Source organism: Streptomyces sp. NPDC006516 (assembly GCF_040611875.1).
Taxonomy (GTDB): Bacteria; Actinomycetota; Actinomycetes; order Streptomycetales; family Streptomycetaceae; genus Streptomyces.
Genome location: NZ_JBEXPD010000005.1, coordinates 88,449 through 104,845 on the forward strand (window position 1 = coordinate 88,449; position 16,397 = coordinate 104,845).

Genomic DNA, 16,397 nt, shown 5'->3' on the forward strand with positions numbered 1-16,397 from the left:
AGTGACAAGGTGCGCGACGCGCCGGAACCCGGGGCTACTGCACTGCGGAGTGCCAGTTCTGGGAGAGCTCCTTGCCGGCGTTGGGCACGGAGAGCCCCGGCGCGGTGAGGCCGATCGTCGAGGTCTTGGCATCGTTCAGGACGAGGTTGTTCGACCCGGCTGCCGCGGGCAGGCCCACCTTGAGGTCGATGGCCCAGCTGAGGATGCCACCGAGACCGCAGCCGCTGGCCTTCGGCGCGGAGAACTGGCTGTCGCCCTGCCCTGCCCCCGACAGGGCGAGGTTGATGAGCGAGCCCTCATCAGGGTTGGCCGTACCGTCACCGTTGAATCTGGAGGCGACCAGGGACGGGGCACTCAGGTTTCCGGGACGCAGGAGCACCGGGTTGCTGTTGCTCCCTATGTAGCAGCTGGATCCGAGCAGGGGGTTCTCCAGACGGATCTTGACGGGCAGCTTGACGATCTGCCCGGTGGAGATCCCGGCGACCAGGCTGAACTCGGTCGGAGTTCCGGCCGACTCCACCGTGGCGGTCACCTTGTTCAGGGTGGCGTTGGTGATCTGACCGCAGACGGCCGAGATCACCGGAATGTTGCTCGGGCACATGATGCCGAGGAGCCCACCGGGGATCGTCGTCTTCCCGCTGACGATGGAGCCGGCGGGCGGCGGAACGACCGTGTAGGTCCCTTCGGCCGGATGCTGGATGACACCGAACTGCAGGTTCGTCGATCCGGTCGTCGCCGTGACGTCGCCCAGTTTGATCGTCCCGTTGGGCGAGGTGGACGTCACGCACAACGGGACCTCGGTGTCGCCGTCCGCCGCGAGCATGGCGGGGGCGTCCACGGGACACCGGTCGAACGGGGCCCATGCGCCGCCCAGCTGGGTGGCGGCCGTGGCCGCACCGGCCGGCGACGCGGTGAGCGGCATGACCAGCGCGGCGGACGCGGCAACGGCACCGGCGGCCTTGATCCAGGTCTTCGGGGCAGGTCTCATTGTTCCCTCAATTCGGTAGCAGGCGCGAGGAGGTGCTGTGCTCGGCAGGGTGCTCGGGGGCGACTGCGGGTCTGCGCGTCGCCGTTCGGCAGGGTGCTCGGGGGCGACTGCGGGTCAGCGCGTCGCCTTGGGAATTTCTCGGGGTTCGTACTCGGGCGTACAGGCGTCACCGGTCGAAGGAACACACGGCGCCCCCTGTACCTGCTTGACGAATCCGGGGGCCCCGGAGAGAGAGGCGGTGAAGAGGCTGTCCAGATCCTCGCCCACACCGCATCCCTCGAAGGGCGGGATGGTGACCGACCCGCTCAGCTCCCCTCCGGTGATCACCGTGTAGCCCTCGTTCCCCTTCTCCGGGTCCCAGGTCCCCAGGCCGGTGAGTGAGAGCCGGAACGGGCGCTCCGTCCGGCAGTTGTCCCCCACGTCCAGCGCGACGCCGTTGACCTTCACGTCGTGCAGCCGGAGGACGAAGTCCATGTCGACGCTGGTGGTGGTCTTGGTGAAGCCCCCGTTGAGGAGATCCGTGATGCCGTGGGACACCACGTTGCGGTCCTCCGGGGAGTTGGGCTCGGGAGGGATCTGTGTCATCTCGAGGGTGGCAGTCGTCGGCATGAAGCCGAACGTCAGGAACGTCCCCGTGGTGGGCGGCAGCTGAGGCTTCCCCTTGTAGTCCAGCACGATGGCCGCATTCAACACCGCGTGCACGTAGGGGAACTCGAACCAGTTCTCGCCGTCGTACGTGTGGATCCGGGCGCAGGCCGGAGGGAACTTGGTGGCGCCGTCGAGTTTGGTCACGTTCGCGTAGCCGGCTACGTAGGCGACCATGTCGCGGCCCTCCGCGTTGAGCGGGTCCCCGACGCACGGTGGTACCGCCTCGGACGCGGAATCCTTCGCCCGCTTCCCGACCTCGGGCGCGCCGGGTGGCGCCTGCTCCTCGTCACCGGGCCACTGTTCGGACGCGGACGGTCCCGGTGTGGGCGTCCGGGTGTCCCCGTCCACGCCGACCGTCGCCAGGGCCGTCTCCTGATCCGCGTCCACCACGCACTGCACGGAGAGGGCCGGGGGCTCCGCCGGGGTTCCGTCAGCTTTCTTCACGGCCAGTTCCAGCGAGAGGCCGGAGGCCTTGAACTCCAGGTCGCCAGGCGCCCCGGGGCGGACGTAGGGAACACTCCCCGCCGTTCTCAGCGTCAGCTCGCCCGCCTCGGGCAGCGGTGCCGCCTCGGCGGCCGTCCCGATCCACTCCGTCCGGGCCTGCCGGCCGTCCTGGACGACGTCGACGGAGAGCTGTGCCTCCGCGCTCACGGCCGCCGCTCCTGACTCGGCGAGGGCTGCCGACGCCGCCTCGGGCAGGGTCAGGTCCAGTGCCATCTCCTCGGGCTGGATCATCTGTCCGGCCTGAGCGGATTCGGGGACCGTCACGGCCAGCCGGACCTTCACCGGCTGGTCGCCCTCCGGGAAGTCGCACGTGTAGGCCAGCTCCGCGTCGATCTCCTGCACACCGGGGGCGGCCTGTGCGCCGGGGATCATCCCACCGAGCAGCACAGCGGTGGCCACCGCCGCACCGCGCGCGGTGCGCCTGCGCGTTCCCGCCATACGACTTCCCTTCACTGGCGATGTCCCCTTCTCGGACAACCGGACGTGCCTCGTGCGCCGGACGGACCCCGGCACATGCGTGCCGACGGGTCACGGGGAGTACACGACGGTCGGTACGGCCGTGCCCCCGGCCAGGGTGACAAGCGTGTGCCTGGCGCTGTGCCTGAGCTTCACGCCATCGGCCTGCGCACAGTTGACTCCTCCGATCCGTCGGAGCGGGGCGGGCGCATGCTGTCCGGCGCGGGGATCGCACAGCGGGCCCGCTGTGCGATCCCTCATGACCGATACCGGGTCCGGTTACCGGATCAGGGGGTGTAGACGATGCCCGGCTTGATGGTCGTACCCGTCTTGACCGCGTTGTACTTGGCGGTGTAGGTCGGGTGCTGACCCACGGCCGCGATGCCGGTGCAGCCCGGGGTGACCGTGGCGACCGTCAGCTGGTAGGTGGCGTTGTTGCCGATGGTGAGCTGGCCGCTGGTGTTGTTGTACGACGCGGTGACATCACCCGTCACCGTGAAGGTGCAGGTGAGGACAGTCACCGAGGCCTTCACACCGGTGATGTACCCGGTGGTGGTTCCCGCGCTGTAGGTGTTCGCCTTCAGCTGCCACGCAGGGGAGGTGTTGGCGGACGGCGACACGGGTCCGAACGGGCTGGTGCACCCGCTCCAGGTCAGCGGTGCGATCGTGCCGACCGTGACGTTCGAGGTGCCGGAGGCGGTCGCCAGCACGGCGCTGGCCGCCGATGACGTACACGTCATCGGGATGCCGTTGAGGGCGAGCGAGACGGTACCGGAGTTGGTGGCCGAGACTGCCACCGGCGAGGGAGCGGGGGTGACGGTCCAGGTGGGAGCGGCGACGCCGGCGGTGGCGGTGGTGGCTCCGAGGGTGACGGCAGCCGCGGCGGCACCGGCCGTGACTGCGATCTTTCTGAGGGTGTTGCGCACAGTGAGTTCCTCCGATTCGGCAGTGCGGGCGCACTGTTGCGGGGACAGCACCCGAATTCCTGCAAAGGTGCAGGGAGTGCCGCGATGAATCGTGTTGCGTGGGGGGCCGTACTGCTCTTCCAGCCACACACGTTCTGTGACAGGGCGTGACGTTACTTGCGGGAAACTTCGAGCACAATCCCGCCGGTCAAGATTGGTTCGGCGATTTTTTTTCCTCGTCAGTAGCTCACTAATTCATGCGGCGTACTTGTCACTTGGTGCGCAACATCGCCGGGAAATGCCGAGCATCAACCGGGGTACCCGCCTCCGCGTCACCCCGCCGCGACGACCGAACGCGTCAACGGGCCCCGGAACGCGCGTCGGGGCCGACGCGGATGCCGCGACCGCACATCGGCGGCCTCGACGGGGCCAGCGGCCGAAAACATTGTCCGGAAGTGAGCATTTACCGCCCCACCTGCACCGAAGCCCCACAACAGGGCCATGTTGTGTGCCCCTTGCACTTCGATCTTGTCCAGACTGTGTGCACCCCGTCCGGCTTGGTCTATCTTCGGCGCCGATGTTGGTATACACCTGCCGGTCCGCGGGAGCGCTCTCCCCCCACCTGCTCCCTCCACGCCGGGCCCGGTAAAGCAAGGGGACGGTCATGCCGAGACTCATCCAGCCGCTGGACACCGGAGACCCGCTGGGGCCACTCCCCCAGGAGTTCGCCGCGATCATGCGGCCCGAACTGCCGAGCCTGATCAAAGAGATAGGCATGGAAGTGACCCGCGCCTATCCGGAATACGCGCGTCTGCTGAACGGCCCCAACGGCAAATCCATTCGCATGGGCGTCGAGCAGAGCCTTTCCTCGTTCGTCGACCTGGTCGCCGAACCCTCGGCGCCCACCGTCCTCCGCGATGACATGTGCCGGAGATTCGGAAGGTTCGAGGCGTACGAGGGCCGCACCATGGACGCGCTGCAAGGGGCGTACCGGCTGGGCGCGCGGGTCGCGCTGCGGCGGGCCAAGAAGGTGGGGCGGAGCTACAACTTCTCGCCCGCGCTGATGCTCAGCTTCGCCGACGCGCTGTTCGCGTACGTGGACGAACTCGAGTCGCTGTCCCGCGAGGGCTATCTGGAGGTGCAGGCCCAGTCCGACCAGCAGAGCGAGGCGGTACGCCGGCGGCTGCTGCACCTGATCCTCACGGGCAGACCCGTCCCCCGCAGCGCCATCGCCGAGCTGTGCGAGCAGACCGGGTGGACACTCCCCGAGCAGGTCACGCTCGTCGCGGTACGCGCCCCGGCGGGTCTCGACCGGATCAGTGCGGACCCCGACGTCCTGATCGACCCCGGCGACCCGCAGCCGCACCTGCTGATCCCGGGGCCGATGAACGACGCGCGCAGGGAGATGCTGGACCGGACGGTCCCCGGCGGCGGTGCGGCGATCGGACTGACCGTGCCCACGGCGCTCGCCGCCGACTCGATCCGCTGGGCCCGCCGCGTGCTCGAACTGGTCGACGCCGGGGTCATCGACGACGCGCCGGTCATCCACTGCGAGGACCACCTCATCACGCTGTGGCTCCTCTCCGACCTCGCCCTCCTCGACCAGCTCGCCGAGCGCGAGCTGGCCGCCGTGGCCGGCATCAGCACCACCCGGCGTGAACGGCTGATCGAGACGCTGCGGATCTGGCTCGACACACGCGGCACGGCCGCCCAGATGGGCGAGTTGCTGGACGTGCATCCCCAGACGGTCCGCTACCGGATGCGCAGCCTGGAGGGCATCTTCGGGGAACAACTGACCGATCCGGAGAGCCGCTTCGCCACCGAAGCCGTCCTGCGAGCGCTGCAGTTACGTGCCAGGGGAGGCCAATCCCTCAACTGAGTACGCATCACACGCGCGGCGGGGAGTCAACTTACCCCCAGGTAACGCGAAATAGACGGTCAGTCCCAAACGGTTGCGACACGGAGACGTTCCGGACGAGAAACCAGGAACTGCGTCCCGTTACATAAGGAGGAGCGGTGGCCCACCGGCCGCCGCGGAGCACCACCTCCTGGCCAACCATCCGAGAGGGAACCCCCATGACCGCCTCGCACCTCCTCGTCCCCGTGCCGATCCCCGACAGGGTCGCGGCGCTGATCGGCGCCTGCACTCCTCCGCACGTCCTTCAGGCGGAGTTCGACGCCGTCTGCGCCGCCCGCGAGGTGCGCAGGTTCCGGGGACCGAGGCTCGGCATCGAGGACCAGGCCGACCGTGAGCAGGCGCTCTCCGAGCTGGCATGGGCCAACAAGGTGCTGTCCGCCCATCACCCCCGTCTCGCGGTGCGCCCGGACGGCGTCTCCTGACGCTTGCGGTGCGGCCACGGCCGCTCTACCTTACTCAGAAGTAAGTTTACTTCGGAGTAAGGATTTGGCGTGGCCGACAACAGCAGCGGGAGCCTCACCGACGAACTGTCCGGGCTCGACTTCGCCGCCGTCTCCCCGGAGGAGTTCGCACGGATCGTCAAGGGCCTGTCCGCCAAGCAGCTGGGCGAGGTCATGCGGGGTGACCTGCGCACCCGGGTGCTGAGCGAGGTCTTCGGCCGGATGCGGCAGCGGTTCCGCCCCGAAGCGGCCGGGCAGCTGAAGGCCCTGATCCGCTGGAAGATCACCGGCGAGACCGACGAGGTCTACGAGACCTCCATTGCCGACGGCGCCTGCACGGTGAGCGCGGGCCGCTCCGGTGCCGAGCCGCGTACGACGCTGGTGATGGGCGACGCCGAATTCCTCAAGCTGGTCTCCGGCAACGGCAATCCCGTGACGATGTTCATGATGCGCAAGCTCAAGGTGGCCGGTGACGTGGGCCTGGCCTCCGGGCTCACCCGCTACTTCGACATCCCGAAGGCCTGATCCCCATGAGCTACTTCTCCCTCGCCCTAACCGAGGAGCAGCAGGATCTGCGCACCTGGGTGCACGGCTTCGCCGCCCAGGTGGTGCGGCCCGCCGCCGCCGAATGGGACGCCCGGGAAGAGACCCCCTGGCCGGTCATCCAGGAGGCGGCGAAGATCGGCCTCTACGGTTTCGAGTCGCTCGCCGACATGTACGGAGACCCGAGCGGCCTCTCCCTCCAGATCGCCAACGAGGAGCTGTTCTGGGGCGACGCCGGGATCGGCATGGCCCTCTTCGGCACCTCTCTCGCGGTCGCCGGGATCTTCGCGTCCGGCACGCCCGACCAGCTCGCCGAGTGGGTCCCGCAGTGCTACGGCGACGAGGACGACCCGAAGGTGGCCGCCTTCTGCGTCTCCGAGCCCCAGGCCGGCTCCGACGTCTCCGCGATGGCCACCAGGGCCCGTTACGACGAGGCCAGGGACGAGTGGGTGCTCTCCGGCCAGAAGGCGTGGATCACCAACGGGGGCATCGCCGAGATCCATGTGGTGGTCGCATCCGTCGATCCGGCGCTCGGGGCCCGGGGGCAGGCCGCGTTCATCGTGCCGCCGGGCACGAAGGGGCTGGAGGCCGGCCGGCCGATCAAGAAGCTCGGCCTGCGGGCGTCGCACACCGCGGACGTCTTCCTCGACGACGTACGCGTGCCGGGCCACTGTCTGCTGGGCGGCAGGGAGAAGCTGGACGCCCGGCTCGCCCGTGCCCATGAGGGGGGCACGGGCAAGAGCCAGGCGGCGATGGCCACCTTCGAGGTGAGCCGTCCGACCGTGGGCGCCCAGGCTCTGGGCATCGCGAGGGCCGCGTACGAATACGCGCTGGAGTACGCGGGCGGGCGCGAGGCGTTCGGCCGGCCCATCGTCGAGAACCAGTCGATCGCCTTCGCGCTCGCCGACATCCGTACCGAGATCGAGGCCGTACGCCTGCTGATCTGGCAGGCGGCGTGGATGGCGCGCAACGACCGCACCTTCGACGCCGGCCAGGGCTCGATGTCCAAGCTCCGCGCGGGTGAGCTCGCGGTGGCCGCCACGGAGAAGGCGGTCCAGATCCTGGGCGGAGCCGGCTACAGCAGGGAGCACCCGGTGGAGCGGATGTACCGCGACGCCAAGATCTACACGATCTTCGAGGGTACGAGCGAGATCCAGCGGCTGGTCATCGCCCGCGCGATCTCGGGACGCCACATCCGCTGATGCCGTCAGGAGCCGGTGCGGCAGACCACCGCACCGGCTCCGCTCAGCCCTGTGCCGGGGTGAAACGGACCGGCAGCGAGGCCGGGCCGCGGGTGAAGACGCCCTCCTCGACCGGGCTGAAGCCGTCGGCGAGCCGCAGGTCCGGCATCGCGTCGAGCAGCTGGTTCACACCCGTCTCGACCTCGGCCCGGGCCAGGAGCGCGCCCACGCAGAAGTGCCGGCCGAGCGCGAAGGCCAGGTGGTCGGCGGCGGCCGAGAACGCCGTGGTGCTCGTCAGGTCGTCACGGAACAGGTCGAAACGGTCGGGCTCGGCGTACCGGGCGTCGTCCCTGTTGGCCGAGCCGATCAGGCACGTGACGGTGGCACCGGCCGGGACGGTGCCGCCGGAGAGCTCCACGTCCCGGGCGGTCTGGCGCATGATCATGTGGACCGGCGGGGTGTAGCGCAGCGTCTCGGCGAAGGCCCGGTCGATCAGGGACCGGTCCCGCCGCACGGCGGCGAGCTGTTCCGGGTGGGCCAGCAGGTTGGCGAAGAGCGAGGCGATCGCCTTGTCGGTCGTCTCCCCGCCGGCCGCGAGCAGCAGGCTGCAGAACGCCTTGATGTCCTCGTCGCTCATCCGTACGCCGTCGACCTCGGCGGCACAGAGCGCGGAGAGCAGTTCGTCCCCCGGGTTCTCCCTGCGCTGCTGGATGACCGGGATCATGTACTCGGCGAACTCCCGGCGGGTGCGCTCCCCGGCCGCGGTGATCTCGGGGTCACCGGCCAGGTTCCCGAGGAAGGCGATGACGTTGGTGTACCAGCCGTGGAAGCGCTGGTGGTCCTCCCGGTCCAGGCCCAGCATGTCCGCGATGACCAGCACGGGGAAGCGGGTCGCGAACGCCTCGACGAGGTCGGCCTCGCCGGTGTGCCGGAAGGCGTCGATCAGCTCGCGGGCGTTGCGCTCGATGACAGGCAGGAACTTCTCCTGGAGGTCCGCGCCGCGGAAGGCAGGGGCGACCAGGGCCCGGCGGACGGCGTGCTCCCTGCCGCTGAGCTGGAGGATCGTCCTGCCGTGGACGGGCTCCAGCTGCCAGTCGTAGTTCTCGGTCGTGAACTCCTGCGCCTTGTCCTTGAAGACGCGCTCTACGTCCTCGTACCGCGAGACCAGGTAACTCCCCGTGGCCTCGTGGTGGATCAGCGGGGCGTGCTCGCGCATCGTCCGGTACGCCCCGTAGGGGTCGGCGGCGAAGGCGGGCGAGAGAATGTCGGGAGGTGACGACGCCTGGGACACGTGTGACTCCTGTGAGGCAGAGACGGTGTGCTTCTTGGCAGTGAACGGGCAACACCAGCAAGGCTATTGACCGTCGGACCGATACCGAACCCCCTGGGAGCATTCTTGAACGCCGCATCCGGTGGCCCCCGCCCCTCCGTCCTCTTCGTCACGGATCTCGCCTACGAGGCGCGCGGCCGGCGCTACTGCGACGAGGACATCTTCCTGACGTCCCGGCTGCGCGAGGCCTTCGACGTCGCGCTCTGTCACCCCCGGGACGCCGCGGCTCTTCTGGAAGGGTTCGACGCGGTGGTCGTACGCAACAGCGGTCCGGTGCTGCACCACCAGGAGGCGTACGACGCGTTCCGGGTGCGGGCGCGGGAGGCGGGGGCCCGGGTCTACAACACGCTCGACGGCCGCGCGGACATGGCGGGCAAGCAGTACCTGGTCGATCTGAGCCGGGCCGGGTTCCCTGTGATACCCACGGTGGACCGCGCGCAGGACCTCGGGCTGCTTCCCCGGGCGGACGCCTACGTGGTCAAGCCGAAACTCGGCGCGGACTCCGTGGGCCTGCGATTCACGAAGCAGCCGGACCTCCAGGGGGCGCCGGACGGCACGCTGCTCGTCCAGCCGCGCATCGACTTCCGCTACGAGGTGTCCTTCTACTTCGTCGACCAGGACTTCCAGTACGCCCTGAACGCGCCCCACCCGGATCAGCGATGGGTCCTCGAACCGTACGCGCCGAGCACCGGGGATCTGGAGTTCGCCCGCCGCTTCGTGGGGTGGAACACCCTCTCGCACGGCATCCAGCGGGTGGACGCCTGCCGGACGCAGGAGGGCGAGCTGCTCCTCGTCGAACTGGAGGACCTCAATCCGTATCTGTCGCTGGACCGCGTCCCCGAAGAGACCCGTGACGCGTTCGTGGCCCGGATGAAGGACTCCGTGCGGGGACTCCTGGCCTGAGCGGACGGGGACCTTGTGCGGGGAGCCGCCCGCCTGACCCTTCCGGCCGCCCCCCGGATGCGTGGGACGGGGCCGGATGTGACGGTGCGAGGGTGACGACTGCCAGCGAGACCGCCCCCGCCGCGCAGAGTGCCGCAGCGCCGCCCGTCCTCGACCCCCGACGCCGGAACATCGTGTTCGTCACGATCGTGCTGGGGATCCTGCTGGCAGCACTGGACCAGACGATCGTGGGGACGGCGCTGCCCACGATCGTCTCGGACCTGGGCGGCGCGGAGCACATGTCCTGGGTCGTGACGGCCTATCTGCTGGCGGAGACCGTCGCGACGGTGCTGGTCGGCAAGTTCGGTGACCTCTTCGGCAGGAAGTTGATCTTCCAGATCTCGGCGGTCATCTTCATCACCGGCTCGTTCCTGTGCGGTCTCGCGTCGAACATGCTGCTGTTGATCATCTGGCGGGGTGTCCAGGGCATCGGCGCGGGCGGACTCATGGTCACCTCCATGGCGCTGATCGCCGACGTCATCCCCCTGCGCGACCGGGGCAAGTACCAGGGGGCGATCGGCGCGGTCTTCGGTGTCGCCACGGTCGTCGGTCCCCTGCTGGGCGGCCTGTTCACCGACCATCTGACCTGGCGCTGGGCCTTCTACGTCAACGTGCCGATCGCGATCGTCGTGGTCATCGCCGCCGCCCGCACCATCCCGTCCGTGCGGGCGGCCGGCCGGCCGGTCATCGACTACCTGGGCATCGCCCTGGTCGCGGCCGGCGCGAGCGCGCTGATCCTCGGCACGAGCTGGGGCGGCAACGAGTACGCCTGGGGCTCGCCGGTCATCCTCGGCCTCTTCGTGGGCGGCGTGATCGCCCTGGCGCTCTTCTGCCTCGTGGAGACACGGGCGAAGGAGCCGATGCTGCCGATGCGGCTGTTCCGCAATCCGGTGTTCGCTGTCTGCTCCGTCCTGAGTTTCATCGTGGGTTTCGCCATGCTCGGCGCGATGATCTACCTGCCGACCTATCTGCAGTACGTCGACGGCGACTCGGCCACCCTGTCCGGTGTACGGACCCTGCCTCTGGTCGTGGGACTGCTGGCCGCCTCCATCTTCAGCGGCAACGTCGTCAGCAAGACCGGCCACTACCGGTTCTTCCCGGTCGTCGGTTCGCTCGTGATGGCGGCCGGGCTTTTTCTCCTGTCCCGGATGGGTCCGGGCAGCGGGGTGTGGCTGGAGTCTCTGTACATGCTGGTGCTCGGCATCGGCATCGGCCTGTCCATGCAGGTGCTGACGATCGCCGTGCAGAACACGGTGGACTACGCGGACCTGGGCACCGCGACATCGGGCGTCACGTTCTTCCGTACGCTCGGCAGCTCGTTCGGCACCGCCGTGTTCGGCACGATCTACGCCAACGCGCTGCGGCCCAATCTGACGCAGGGGGTGGAGCAGGCAGCACGGGCGGGCGGCGATCCGGCGTCGCTCGCGCGGGCCGCGCAGAGTCCGCAGGCGGTGCACGCCCTGCCTCCGGAGCAGACCGCTCCGCTGGCGCAGGCCTATGCGGACACCTTGCACACCGTGTTCCTCTGGACGGTCCCGGTGGCCTTGCTGGGCTTCGTCGTCTCGCTCTTCCTGAAGCAGGTGAGACTGCGCGACAGCGCACGGGCGGGCTCCACCGACATGGGCGATGGCTTCGCCCAGCCCAGTACCGGGGACGCGACGAAGGTGCTCGAATCGTCCGTGGCGAGGATCCTCCACGAGGCCGGCCCCGATACCGCGCGGCAGATCGTGGCCAGGTCCGACACCCGCCTCGACGTGGCGGGCGCCTGGGCCGTGATGCAGGTCGACCTCTTCACACGGATGGTCGGCCACGCGGGACTCAGGCTGATCGCCGCCAGGCACCGGATCCCGCCGGAGGTGCTGGTGCCGGTGTTCGACCGGATGATCGAGGAGGGCTACCTCACCGGGGACGGCCGCCTCTTCACCCATACCCCCGCCGGCGCGCGGGAGGCGGCGACCATCTCGGCCGCGTGGGGGCGCTGGCTCAACGAACGACTGGCCGAGGACGGAGCCCGGCCCGACGACCGGCAGCTGCGGGCAGCGGTCGACGTGATCGCCAAGCGGCTGCTCGCGGAGGACCTGGCACAGCAGCTGGCCCCGCCGGAGCGTGCGGTCGCCGCGGTCTGAGGCTCCGGCCCGGAGCTCCCACGACGGGTCCAGGGCCGGAGCTCCCACGGCCGGGCGCAGGCCGGAGGCGGCACCCCGGCGGGGGTCGGTGGCGGTACCCCGGGCGCAGGCCGCAGGAGCGGCACCACCGGCCCCGGTTCAGCGCCTGCCCCACGCCAGGGCGCGGATCAGAGCTCCCACGACCGGGCGCGGGTCAGCGCCTCCCACTCGGGCCGGAGCAGGGACAGCACGGCGTTGTCGTAGCGGCGGCCCCGGTGGAGGCAGGACGAACGGCGGACGCCCTCCTGCACGAAGCCCGCTGCGGCCAGGACGGAGAGGGCCGCGACGTTGTCGGTGTGGGTGAACGCCTCGACCCGCTGCATCGGCAGCTCACCGAAGGCCAGGTCGGTGAGGGCTTCGAGGGCGGCGAGGCCGTGCCCCTGCCCTCGGTGCTCCGGTGCCAGCAGCAGATACGCCTCCGCGGTGCCCTCGGCCAGCTGCTGGTCGTGCAGGGCGATGAGGCCGATCGGCGTGCCGTCGGGCAGCAGGACCAGGAAGTCGTCGCGTGAGTTGTCGTCGAGGTCGCGCTCGACACGCTCACGCAGCTCGTACAGCGAACCGGGCCAGACGCCGGTCTCGTGTGCCGCCACGGCGTCGGAGCGCCAGCGGTGCAGGAGTCCGGCGTCCTCGATCTCCAGCGGCGTGAGGCCGATGCCGCGCCCCCGCCAGCAGCGGTTCCGTTCGGTTGCCGGCTCCGCCGTGTCCTCACTCATGCGGCGGATCGTAGGAACCGGCGGCAGGCCCGCGCAAGGGATTTCAGTCGACGAAGATCGCCGTCGCGTAGACCCAGGCTCCGTCGTGGCGGACGAACCGGCTCTTCTCGTGGAGCGCGTCGGGCCGGCCGTCGTCGCTGTAGTGCGCGCGGAAGGTGACCGTGCCGGTGGTGTGGAAGGCACTGCCCTCCGTGGCCTCCAGGATCTCCAGGCCCGTCCAGCGCATCGCGGGGTCGAAGTCGACGGACGGCGGCCGGGTCTCCGGGTGCCAGGTACGCAGCAGATAGCCGGCGTCCCGGACGACGAAGGCCGAGTACCGCGAACGCATCAGCGCCTCGCACGTCGGGGCTGCGGTGCCGGCGTGGAATCGGCCGCAGCAGTCCCCGTAGGCGGCGGGGAGCCCGCACGGACACGGGGAGGCCGGGGTGATCCGCGGGGAATTCTCCGGGACGGTGGCCGGCCTGCTCGAGCGTGAGGTACGTCGTGACATGCGTCCATTGTGACCCTCGCCCCGGACCGCTCGGCGGGCCGGGGCCGGGCGGACGCGGCTCCGCATCGCTGCGGGTGGCGCCGGGGCGGAGGTCAGCGCTTGCGGGCCACTCCCGCGTAGCCGGGGATGGGGTCGTCGCCGGATACGTCGATGACCTCGCCGAGCTCCGGACGCCAGTCCGCGGAGAGGGAGACTCCCGGCTCGACGATCTCGAGGCCGTGGAAGAACGCGGTGAGCTCGGCGCGCGAGCGAGGCCGCAGCGTCATCCCCCGCGCCTTGTACAGGGCACGGGCCTCGGCGGCACCCTCGGGGTCGAAGTCTCCCGTGGTGTGGGAGAGGACCAGATAGCTGCCGGAGGGCAGGCGCTCCACGAGCCGGTCCACGAGCTCCGCCGCGCCGTCCTCGTCGTCCACGAAGTGGAGCAGCGCGAGGAGGGACAGGGCGATGGGCCTGTCGAAGTCGAGGATCTTGCCCGCGGCCTCGAGGATGGCGTCGGGCTGCCGGGCGTCCGCCTGGATGTACTCGGTCGCGCCCTCCGGGGTGGAGCGCAGGAGGGCTGCCGCGTGCGCGAGCACGATCGGGTCGTTGTCGCAGTAGACGACGCGCGCGTCAGGAGCGGTGCGCTGGGCGATCTGGTGGAGGTTCGGCTCGGTGGGTATGCCCGATCCGATGTCGAGGAACTGGCGTACGCCGTTCTCGGCGAGCCATCGGGTGGCCCGGTGCATGAAGGCCCTGTTGACCCGGGCCATGTCCCTGCCCCTGGAGTCCAGCGCGAGCAGCTGCTCGGCCATCTGCTCGTCGACCGGGTAGTTGTCCTTGCCGCCGAGGAACCAGTCGTACATCCGGGCCGGATGCGGCTTGCTGGTGTCGATCTCGACGGCTTGGGGGTCCTGCCCGGTCATAGCGCACTCCGTTGGTCGTGGTTTCGGCGAACAGCGTGTGGAGCAGAAAGGGTGACAGTGTGTCAGGTCAGCAGGAAGTCGGCCTGGCCGGCCTTGGCGCCCTGGATGAAGGCGGCGATCTCGCCGTTGGAGTAGATGAGCGCGGGGCCGTCGGGGTCCGCGGACTGGCGTACCGCCACCCTGCCGTCCGCGAGCTTCATGGCCTCGATGCAGTTGCCCCCGTTACCACCGCTCCACGGCTTGTACCAGCCTTCGGTGCCGAGATCGGCGGCCGGCATGCCGTTGTATATGTGGTTCATCACAGCTCCTTGCGGAAGTCCCTGAGGATTTCCTTCGTGCGTTGTGCAGTGGCGGCCTGAGCCGCCATCCGGTCCATGACCTCGAGGTAGGAAGCCACCTCGGGGCGCGCGTCGAAATAGACGGCGCCCGTCAGGTACTCGCTGTAGACCATGTCCGGGAGTTCGGGGACCGCGAAGCGGAAGAGGACGAACGGGCCGTACGTGCCTGGATGGTGGCCGGTCGAGAACTCCGCGATCTGGAGGGTCACGTGGGGCATCTCGGTGGCTTCGAGCAGACGCCCGATCTGCTCCCGCATGACCTCGGTGCTGCCGACCGGACGACGCAGGACGGTCTCGTCCATCACCACCCAGAGCTTCGGCGCCTCCGCCTTGGTGAGCAGCGACTGACGCTCCATCCGCAGCGCGACGTGGCGCTCGATGTCCTCGGGTCTGGTCTGCCCGACGGCACCGGTACGCATGACGGAGCGCGCGTAGTCCTCGGTCTGCAACAGGCCCGGGACGAAGTGCGGTTCGTACATACGCAGGAGGCTCGCCGCGCCCTCCAGACTGACGTACATGCTGAACCAGTCCGGCAGCACGTCGTGGAAGCGCTGCCACCAGCCGGGCTTGTTGGCCTCCTCGGCGAGTTCGACGAAGGCGTCGGTCTCGTCGTCACTGATGCCGTAGGCCTTCAGGAGGAGCTGGACGTAGGGGATCTTCAGCCCGACCTCGGCGGTCTCCATGCGGCGTATGGTCCCGGGGGCTACACGGAGCACCTTCGCCGCCTGGTCGCGGCTCAGGCCGACGCGCTCCCGCAGATCCTGCAGGCGCTTGCCGAGAACGACCTGGCCCACGGTCGGGGCGGACCGCGGTTCGCTCACTTCAGACCTCCCGATGCGCTGTGTGCGAGCAGTGTGCCATGCGCGTGGCCCGGTGGACACAGTCACTCTGAATTTTTCAGAGTGCCTCTTGCCAAGTGTTCATGTCAGGGGGAGAGTTGGTGTCCGAACCAAGTTCGCGTGATCGCGCCCACCCGTTCCGGGGCGGTGCGAAGCGTGACACAGCCCCCACTGTGAGGAATCGGTCGTGGCACCTGGCAGTGCGCTCATCCCCCGGCTCATGGACCTCAGCCCCGGGACGGAAGCGCTCCGACACTGCTTCGCACTGCCGGCGCATCCCGAGTCGGTTGCCGGTGCCCGGCGTCTCACGCGATCGCGGCTGGCGGAGTGGCGGCTGTCCGGCGACGCACACGACGCGGCGGTTCTGATCGTCTCGGAGCTGGTCACCAACGCGGTCGTGCACACGATGAGCACCAGGGTCGTCTGCGAGCTCCGGTGCGACGAGGAGCGACTGCGCATATCCGTACAGGACCAGGGCCATCAGCCCGGCGGCCCACGGCTGTCCCTCACGGCCGACGGCGAGCACGGCCGCGGGCTGCTGCTCGTCGACTCCATGAGCACCGCCTGGGGGTCCGTCGACTCGGGGAACTCCTCGGGACGCATCGTCTGGGCGGAACTGCCGTACGGCACGGAGCGCCCGTGCTGAGGAACGCCCTGTCCCAGCTGCTCGGCGCGCGTCGTACCCGCGCCGGGGAGGAGGACGGCGCCGGAAGCCGCGTCCGGCTGTCACTGCCGCCCGCGCTGTCCGCGAGCCTGGGCTGCGACGCGGTGGGGGTACCCGCGCGCTACGGCTTCCGCCTGATGTCGCATCTGCCGCGCGCCGGATGCGTGTTCGCCGACGCGGACCGGTGGTGGTGGATCGTCCCCTCCGGTTCGGACCTCGACCTGGACTGGCCCGAGCAGGCTTCGTACGCCGCCGGTGCGTACGTCCCCGCCGGGCGTCCCCGGCTGATCCACACGCCGGACAGCCGTACTCCCTACACGCCGCCCATCCCGCTCTTCCTCATGGTGTGTCAGGTGACCGGCCACACGCCGTCCTGGGACCCGTCCGGACGCCCCAGGGCCGTCCCCGCCCCCTGACCCCTCGCGGCGGGC

Annotated in this window: 17 protein-coding genes; 8 read left to right on the top strand and 9 right to left on the bottom strand. The window is 69.7% G+C overall.

The features are described from left to right. Nucleotides 1–34: 34 nt before the first annotated feature. The 3 genes from ABZY45_RS16830 to ABZY45_RS16840 all read right to left on the bottom strand — a co-directional run bounded on the left by ABZY45_RS16830 (nucleotide 35) and on the right by ABZY45_RS16840 (nucleotide 3,522). Complete coding sequence (locus ABZY45_RS16830) at nucleotides 35–988, bottom strand: hypothetical protein (RefSeq protein ID WP_356740612.1); 954 nt, start codon at nucleotides 986–988, stop codon at nucleotides 35–37. A 114-nt stretch (nucleotides 989–1,102) separates the two neighbouring features. Beyond that, the gene (locus ABZY45_RS16835) at nucleotides 1,103–2,578 is read right to left on the bottom strand and encodes a DUF6801 domain-containing protein (RefSeq protein WP_356740614.1); all 1,476 of its coding nucleotides are present in this window, start codon (nucleotides 2,576–2,578) and stop codon (nucleotides 1,103–1,105) included. A gap of 305 nt (nucleotides 2,579–2,883) precedes the next feature. Then, a complete protein-coding gene (locus ABZY45_RS16840) occupies nucleotides 2,884–3,522 on the bottom strand; it encodes a hypothetical protein (protein WP_356740616.1) in 639 nt (212 codons plus the stop codon). Between the two features lie 643 nt (nucleotides 3,523–4,165). On the opposite strand from ABZY45_RS16840, the gene ABZY45_RS16845 reads away from it, so the two are divergent. From ABZY45_RS16845 to ABZY45_RS16860, 4 genes are all read left to right on the top strand, one after another. Next, nucleotides 4,166–5,380 (top strand): helix-turn-helix domain-containing protein, encoded by a 1,215-nt coding sequence (locus ABZY45_RS16845; protein WP_356740618.1) that lies wholly within the window; start codon nucleotides 4,166–4,168, stop codon nucleotides 5,378–5,380. A 197-nt stretch (nucleotides 5,381–5,577) separates the two neighbouring features. After that, nucleotides 5,578–5,841: a hypothetical protein gene (locus ABZY45_RS16850; RefSeq protein WP_356740620.1), complete on the top strand. Its 264-nt coding sequence runs from the start codon at nucleotides 5,578–5,580 to the stop codon at nucleotides 5,839–5,841. 69 nt (nucleotides 5,842–5,910) lie between these two features. After that, nucleotides 5,911–6,384, top strand: a complete 474-nt coding sequence (locus ABZY45_RS16855) for an SCP2 sterol-binding domain-containing protein (RefSeq protein ID WP_356740622.1) — start codon at nucleotides 5,911–5,913, stop codon at nucleotides 6,382–6,384. A 5-nt stretch (nucleotides 6,385–6,389) separates the two neighbouring features. Beyond that, nucleotides 6,390–7,604 (top strand): acyl-CoA dehydrogenase family protein, encoded by a 1,215-nt coding sequence (locus ABZY45_RS16860; protein WP_356740624.1) that lies wholly within the window; start codon nucleotides 6,390–6,392, stop codon nucleotides 7,602–7,604. A gap of 43 nt (nucleotides 7,605–7,647) precedes the next feature. Here ABZY45_RS16860 and ABZY45_RS16865 read toward each other — a convergent pair whose 3' ends face one another. Next, nucleotides 7,648–8,874 (bottom strand): cytochrome P450, encoded by a 1,227-nt coding sequence (locus tag ABZY45_RS16865; protein WP_356740626.1) that lies wholly within the window; start codon nucleotides 8,872–8,874, stop codon nucleotides 7,648–7,650. A 105-nt stretch (nucleotides 8,875–8,979) separates the two neighbouring features. Here ABZY45_RS16865 and ABZY45_RS16870 point away from each other — a divergent pair, with 105 nt between their 5' ends. Beyond that, nucleotides 8,980–9,816, top strand: a complete 837-nt coding sequence (locus ABZY45_RS16870) for a hypothetical protein (RefSeq protein WP_356740628.1) — start codon at nucleotides 8,980–8,982, stop codon at nucleotides 9,814–9,816. Between the two features lie 92 nt (nucleotides 9,817–9,908). Further along, entirely contained in the window at nucleotides 9,909–11,981 is a 2,073-nt protein-coding gene (locus tag ABZY45_RS16875; RefSeq protein WP_356740630.1) for an MDR family MFS transporter, read from the top strand. A 167-nt stretch (nucleotides 11,982–12,148) separates the two neighbouring features. Here ABZY45_RS16875 and ABZY45_RS16880 read toward each other — a convergent pair whose 3' ends face one another. The 5 genes from ABZY45_RS16880 to ABZY45_RS16900 all read right to left on the bottom strand — a co-directional run bounded on the left by ABZY45_RS16880 (nucleotide 12,149) and on the right by ABZY45_RS16900 (nucleotide 15,284). Next, the gene (locus ABZY45_RS16880; protein WP_356740632.1) at nucleotides 12,149–12,733 is read right to left on the bottom strand and encodes a GNAT family protein; all 585 of its coding nucleotides are present in this window, start codon (nucleotides 12,731–12,733) and stop codon (nucleotides 12,149–12,151) included. 43 nt (nucleotides 12,734–12,776) lie between these two features. Next, nucleotides 12,777–13,223, bottom strand: coding sequence for a YchJ family metal-binding protein (locus ABZY45_RS16885; protein ID WP_356740634.1), 447 nt, complete (start codon nucleotides 13,221–13,223; stop codon nucleotides 12,777–12,779). A gap of 92 nt (nucleotides 13,224–13,315) precedes the next feature. Next, nucleotides 13,316–14,125, bottom strand: a complete 810-nt coding sequence (locus ABZY45_RS16890) for an SAM-dependent methyltransferase (RefSeq protein WP_356740636.1) — start codon at nucleotides 14,123–14,125, stop codon at nucleotides 13,316–13,318. 62 nt (nucleotides 14,126–14,187) lie between these two features. Continuing rightward, nucleotides 14,188–14,424 carry a DUF397 domain-containing protein gene (locus tag ABZY45_RS16895; RefSeq protein ID WP_014049581.1) on the bottom strand — a complete coding sequence of 79 codons (237 nt, stop codon included), beginning with the start codon at nucleotides 14,422–14,424 and terminating at the stop codon, nucleotides 14,188–14,190. Further along, on the bottom strand, nucleotides 14,424–15,284 hold the full coding sequence (locus ABZY45_RS16900; protein ID WP_356740638.1) for a helix-turn-helix transcriptional regulator: 861 nt from the start codon (nucleotides 15,282–15,284) through the stop codon (nucleotides 14,424–14,426). The genes ABZY45_RS16895 and ABZY45_RS16900 overlap by 1 nt, the downstream gene beginning before the upstream one ends. Before the next feature lie 205 nt (nucleotides 15,285–15,489). On the opposite strand from ABZY45_RS16900, the gene ABZY45_RS16905 reads away from it, so the two are divergent. Together ABZY45_RS16905 and ABZY45_RS16910 are read left to right on the top strand one after the other, a co-directional pair. Then, complete coding sequence (locus ABZY45_RS16905; protein ID WP_356740640.1) at nucleotides 15,490–15,948, top strand: ATP-binding protein; 459 nt, start codon at nucleotides 15,490–15,492, stop codon at nucleotides 15,946–15,948. Then, nucleotides 15,942–16,382, top strand: a complete 441-nt coding sequence (locus ABZY45_RS16910) for a hypothetical protein (RefSeq protein ID WP_356740642.1) — start codon at nucleotides 15,942–15,944, stop codon at nucleotides 16,380–16,382. Before ABZY45_RS16905 ends, ABZY45_RS16910 begins: the two co-directional genes overlap by 7 nt. Nucleotides 16,383–16,397 lie beyond the last annotated feature (15 nt).

Bases quoted from the DNA above. Each gene is read 5' to 3' on its own strand.
- ABZY45_RS16830 (WP_356740612.1), bottom strand. From the start codon at position 988: ATGAGACCTGCCCCGAAGACCTGGATCAAGGCCGCCGGTGCCGTTGCC.
- ABZY45_RS16835 (WP_356740614.1), bottom strand. From the start codon at position 2,578: ATGGCGGGAACGCGCAGGCGCACCGCGCGCGGTGCGGCGGTGGCCACC.
- ABZY45_RS16845 (WP_356740618.1), top strand. From the start codon at position 4,166: ATGCCGAGACTCATCCAGCCGCTGGACACCGGAGACCCGCTGGGGCCA.
- ABZY45_RS16850 (WP_356740620.1), top strand. From the start codon at position 5,578: ATGACCGCCTCGCACCTCCTCGTCCCCGTGCCGATCCCCGACAGGGTC.
- ABZY45_RS16860 (WP_356740624.1), top strand. From the start codon at position 6,390: ATGAGCTACTTCTCCCTCGCCCTAACCGAGGAGCAGCAGGATCTGCGC.
- ABZY45_RS16880 (WP_356740632.1), bottom strand. From the start codon at position 12,733: ATGAGTGAGGACACGGCGGAGCCGGCAACCGAACGGAACCGCTGCTGG.
- ABZY45_RS16885 (WP_356740634.1), bottom strand. From the start codon at position 13,223: ATGTCACGACGTACCTCACGCTCGAGCAGGCCGGCCACCGTCCCGGAG.
- ABZY45_RS16890 (WP_356740636.1), bottom strand. From the start codon at position 14,125: ATGACCGGGCAGGACCCCCAAGCCGTCGAGATCGACACCAGCAAGCCG.
- ABZY45_RS16895 (WP_014049581.1), bottom strand. From the start codon at position 14,424: ATGAACCACATATACAACGGCATGCCGGCCGCCGATCTCGGCACCGAA.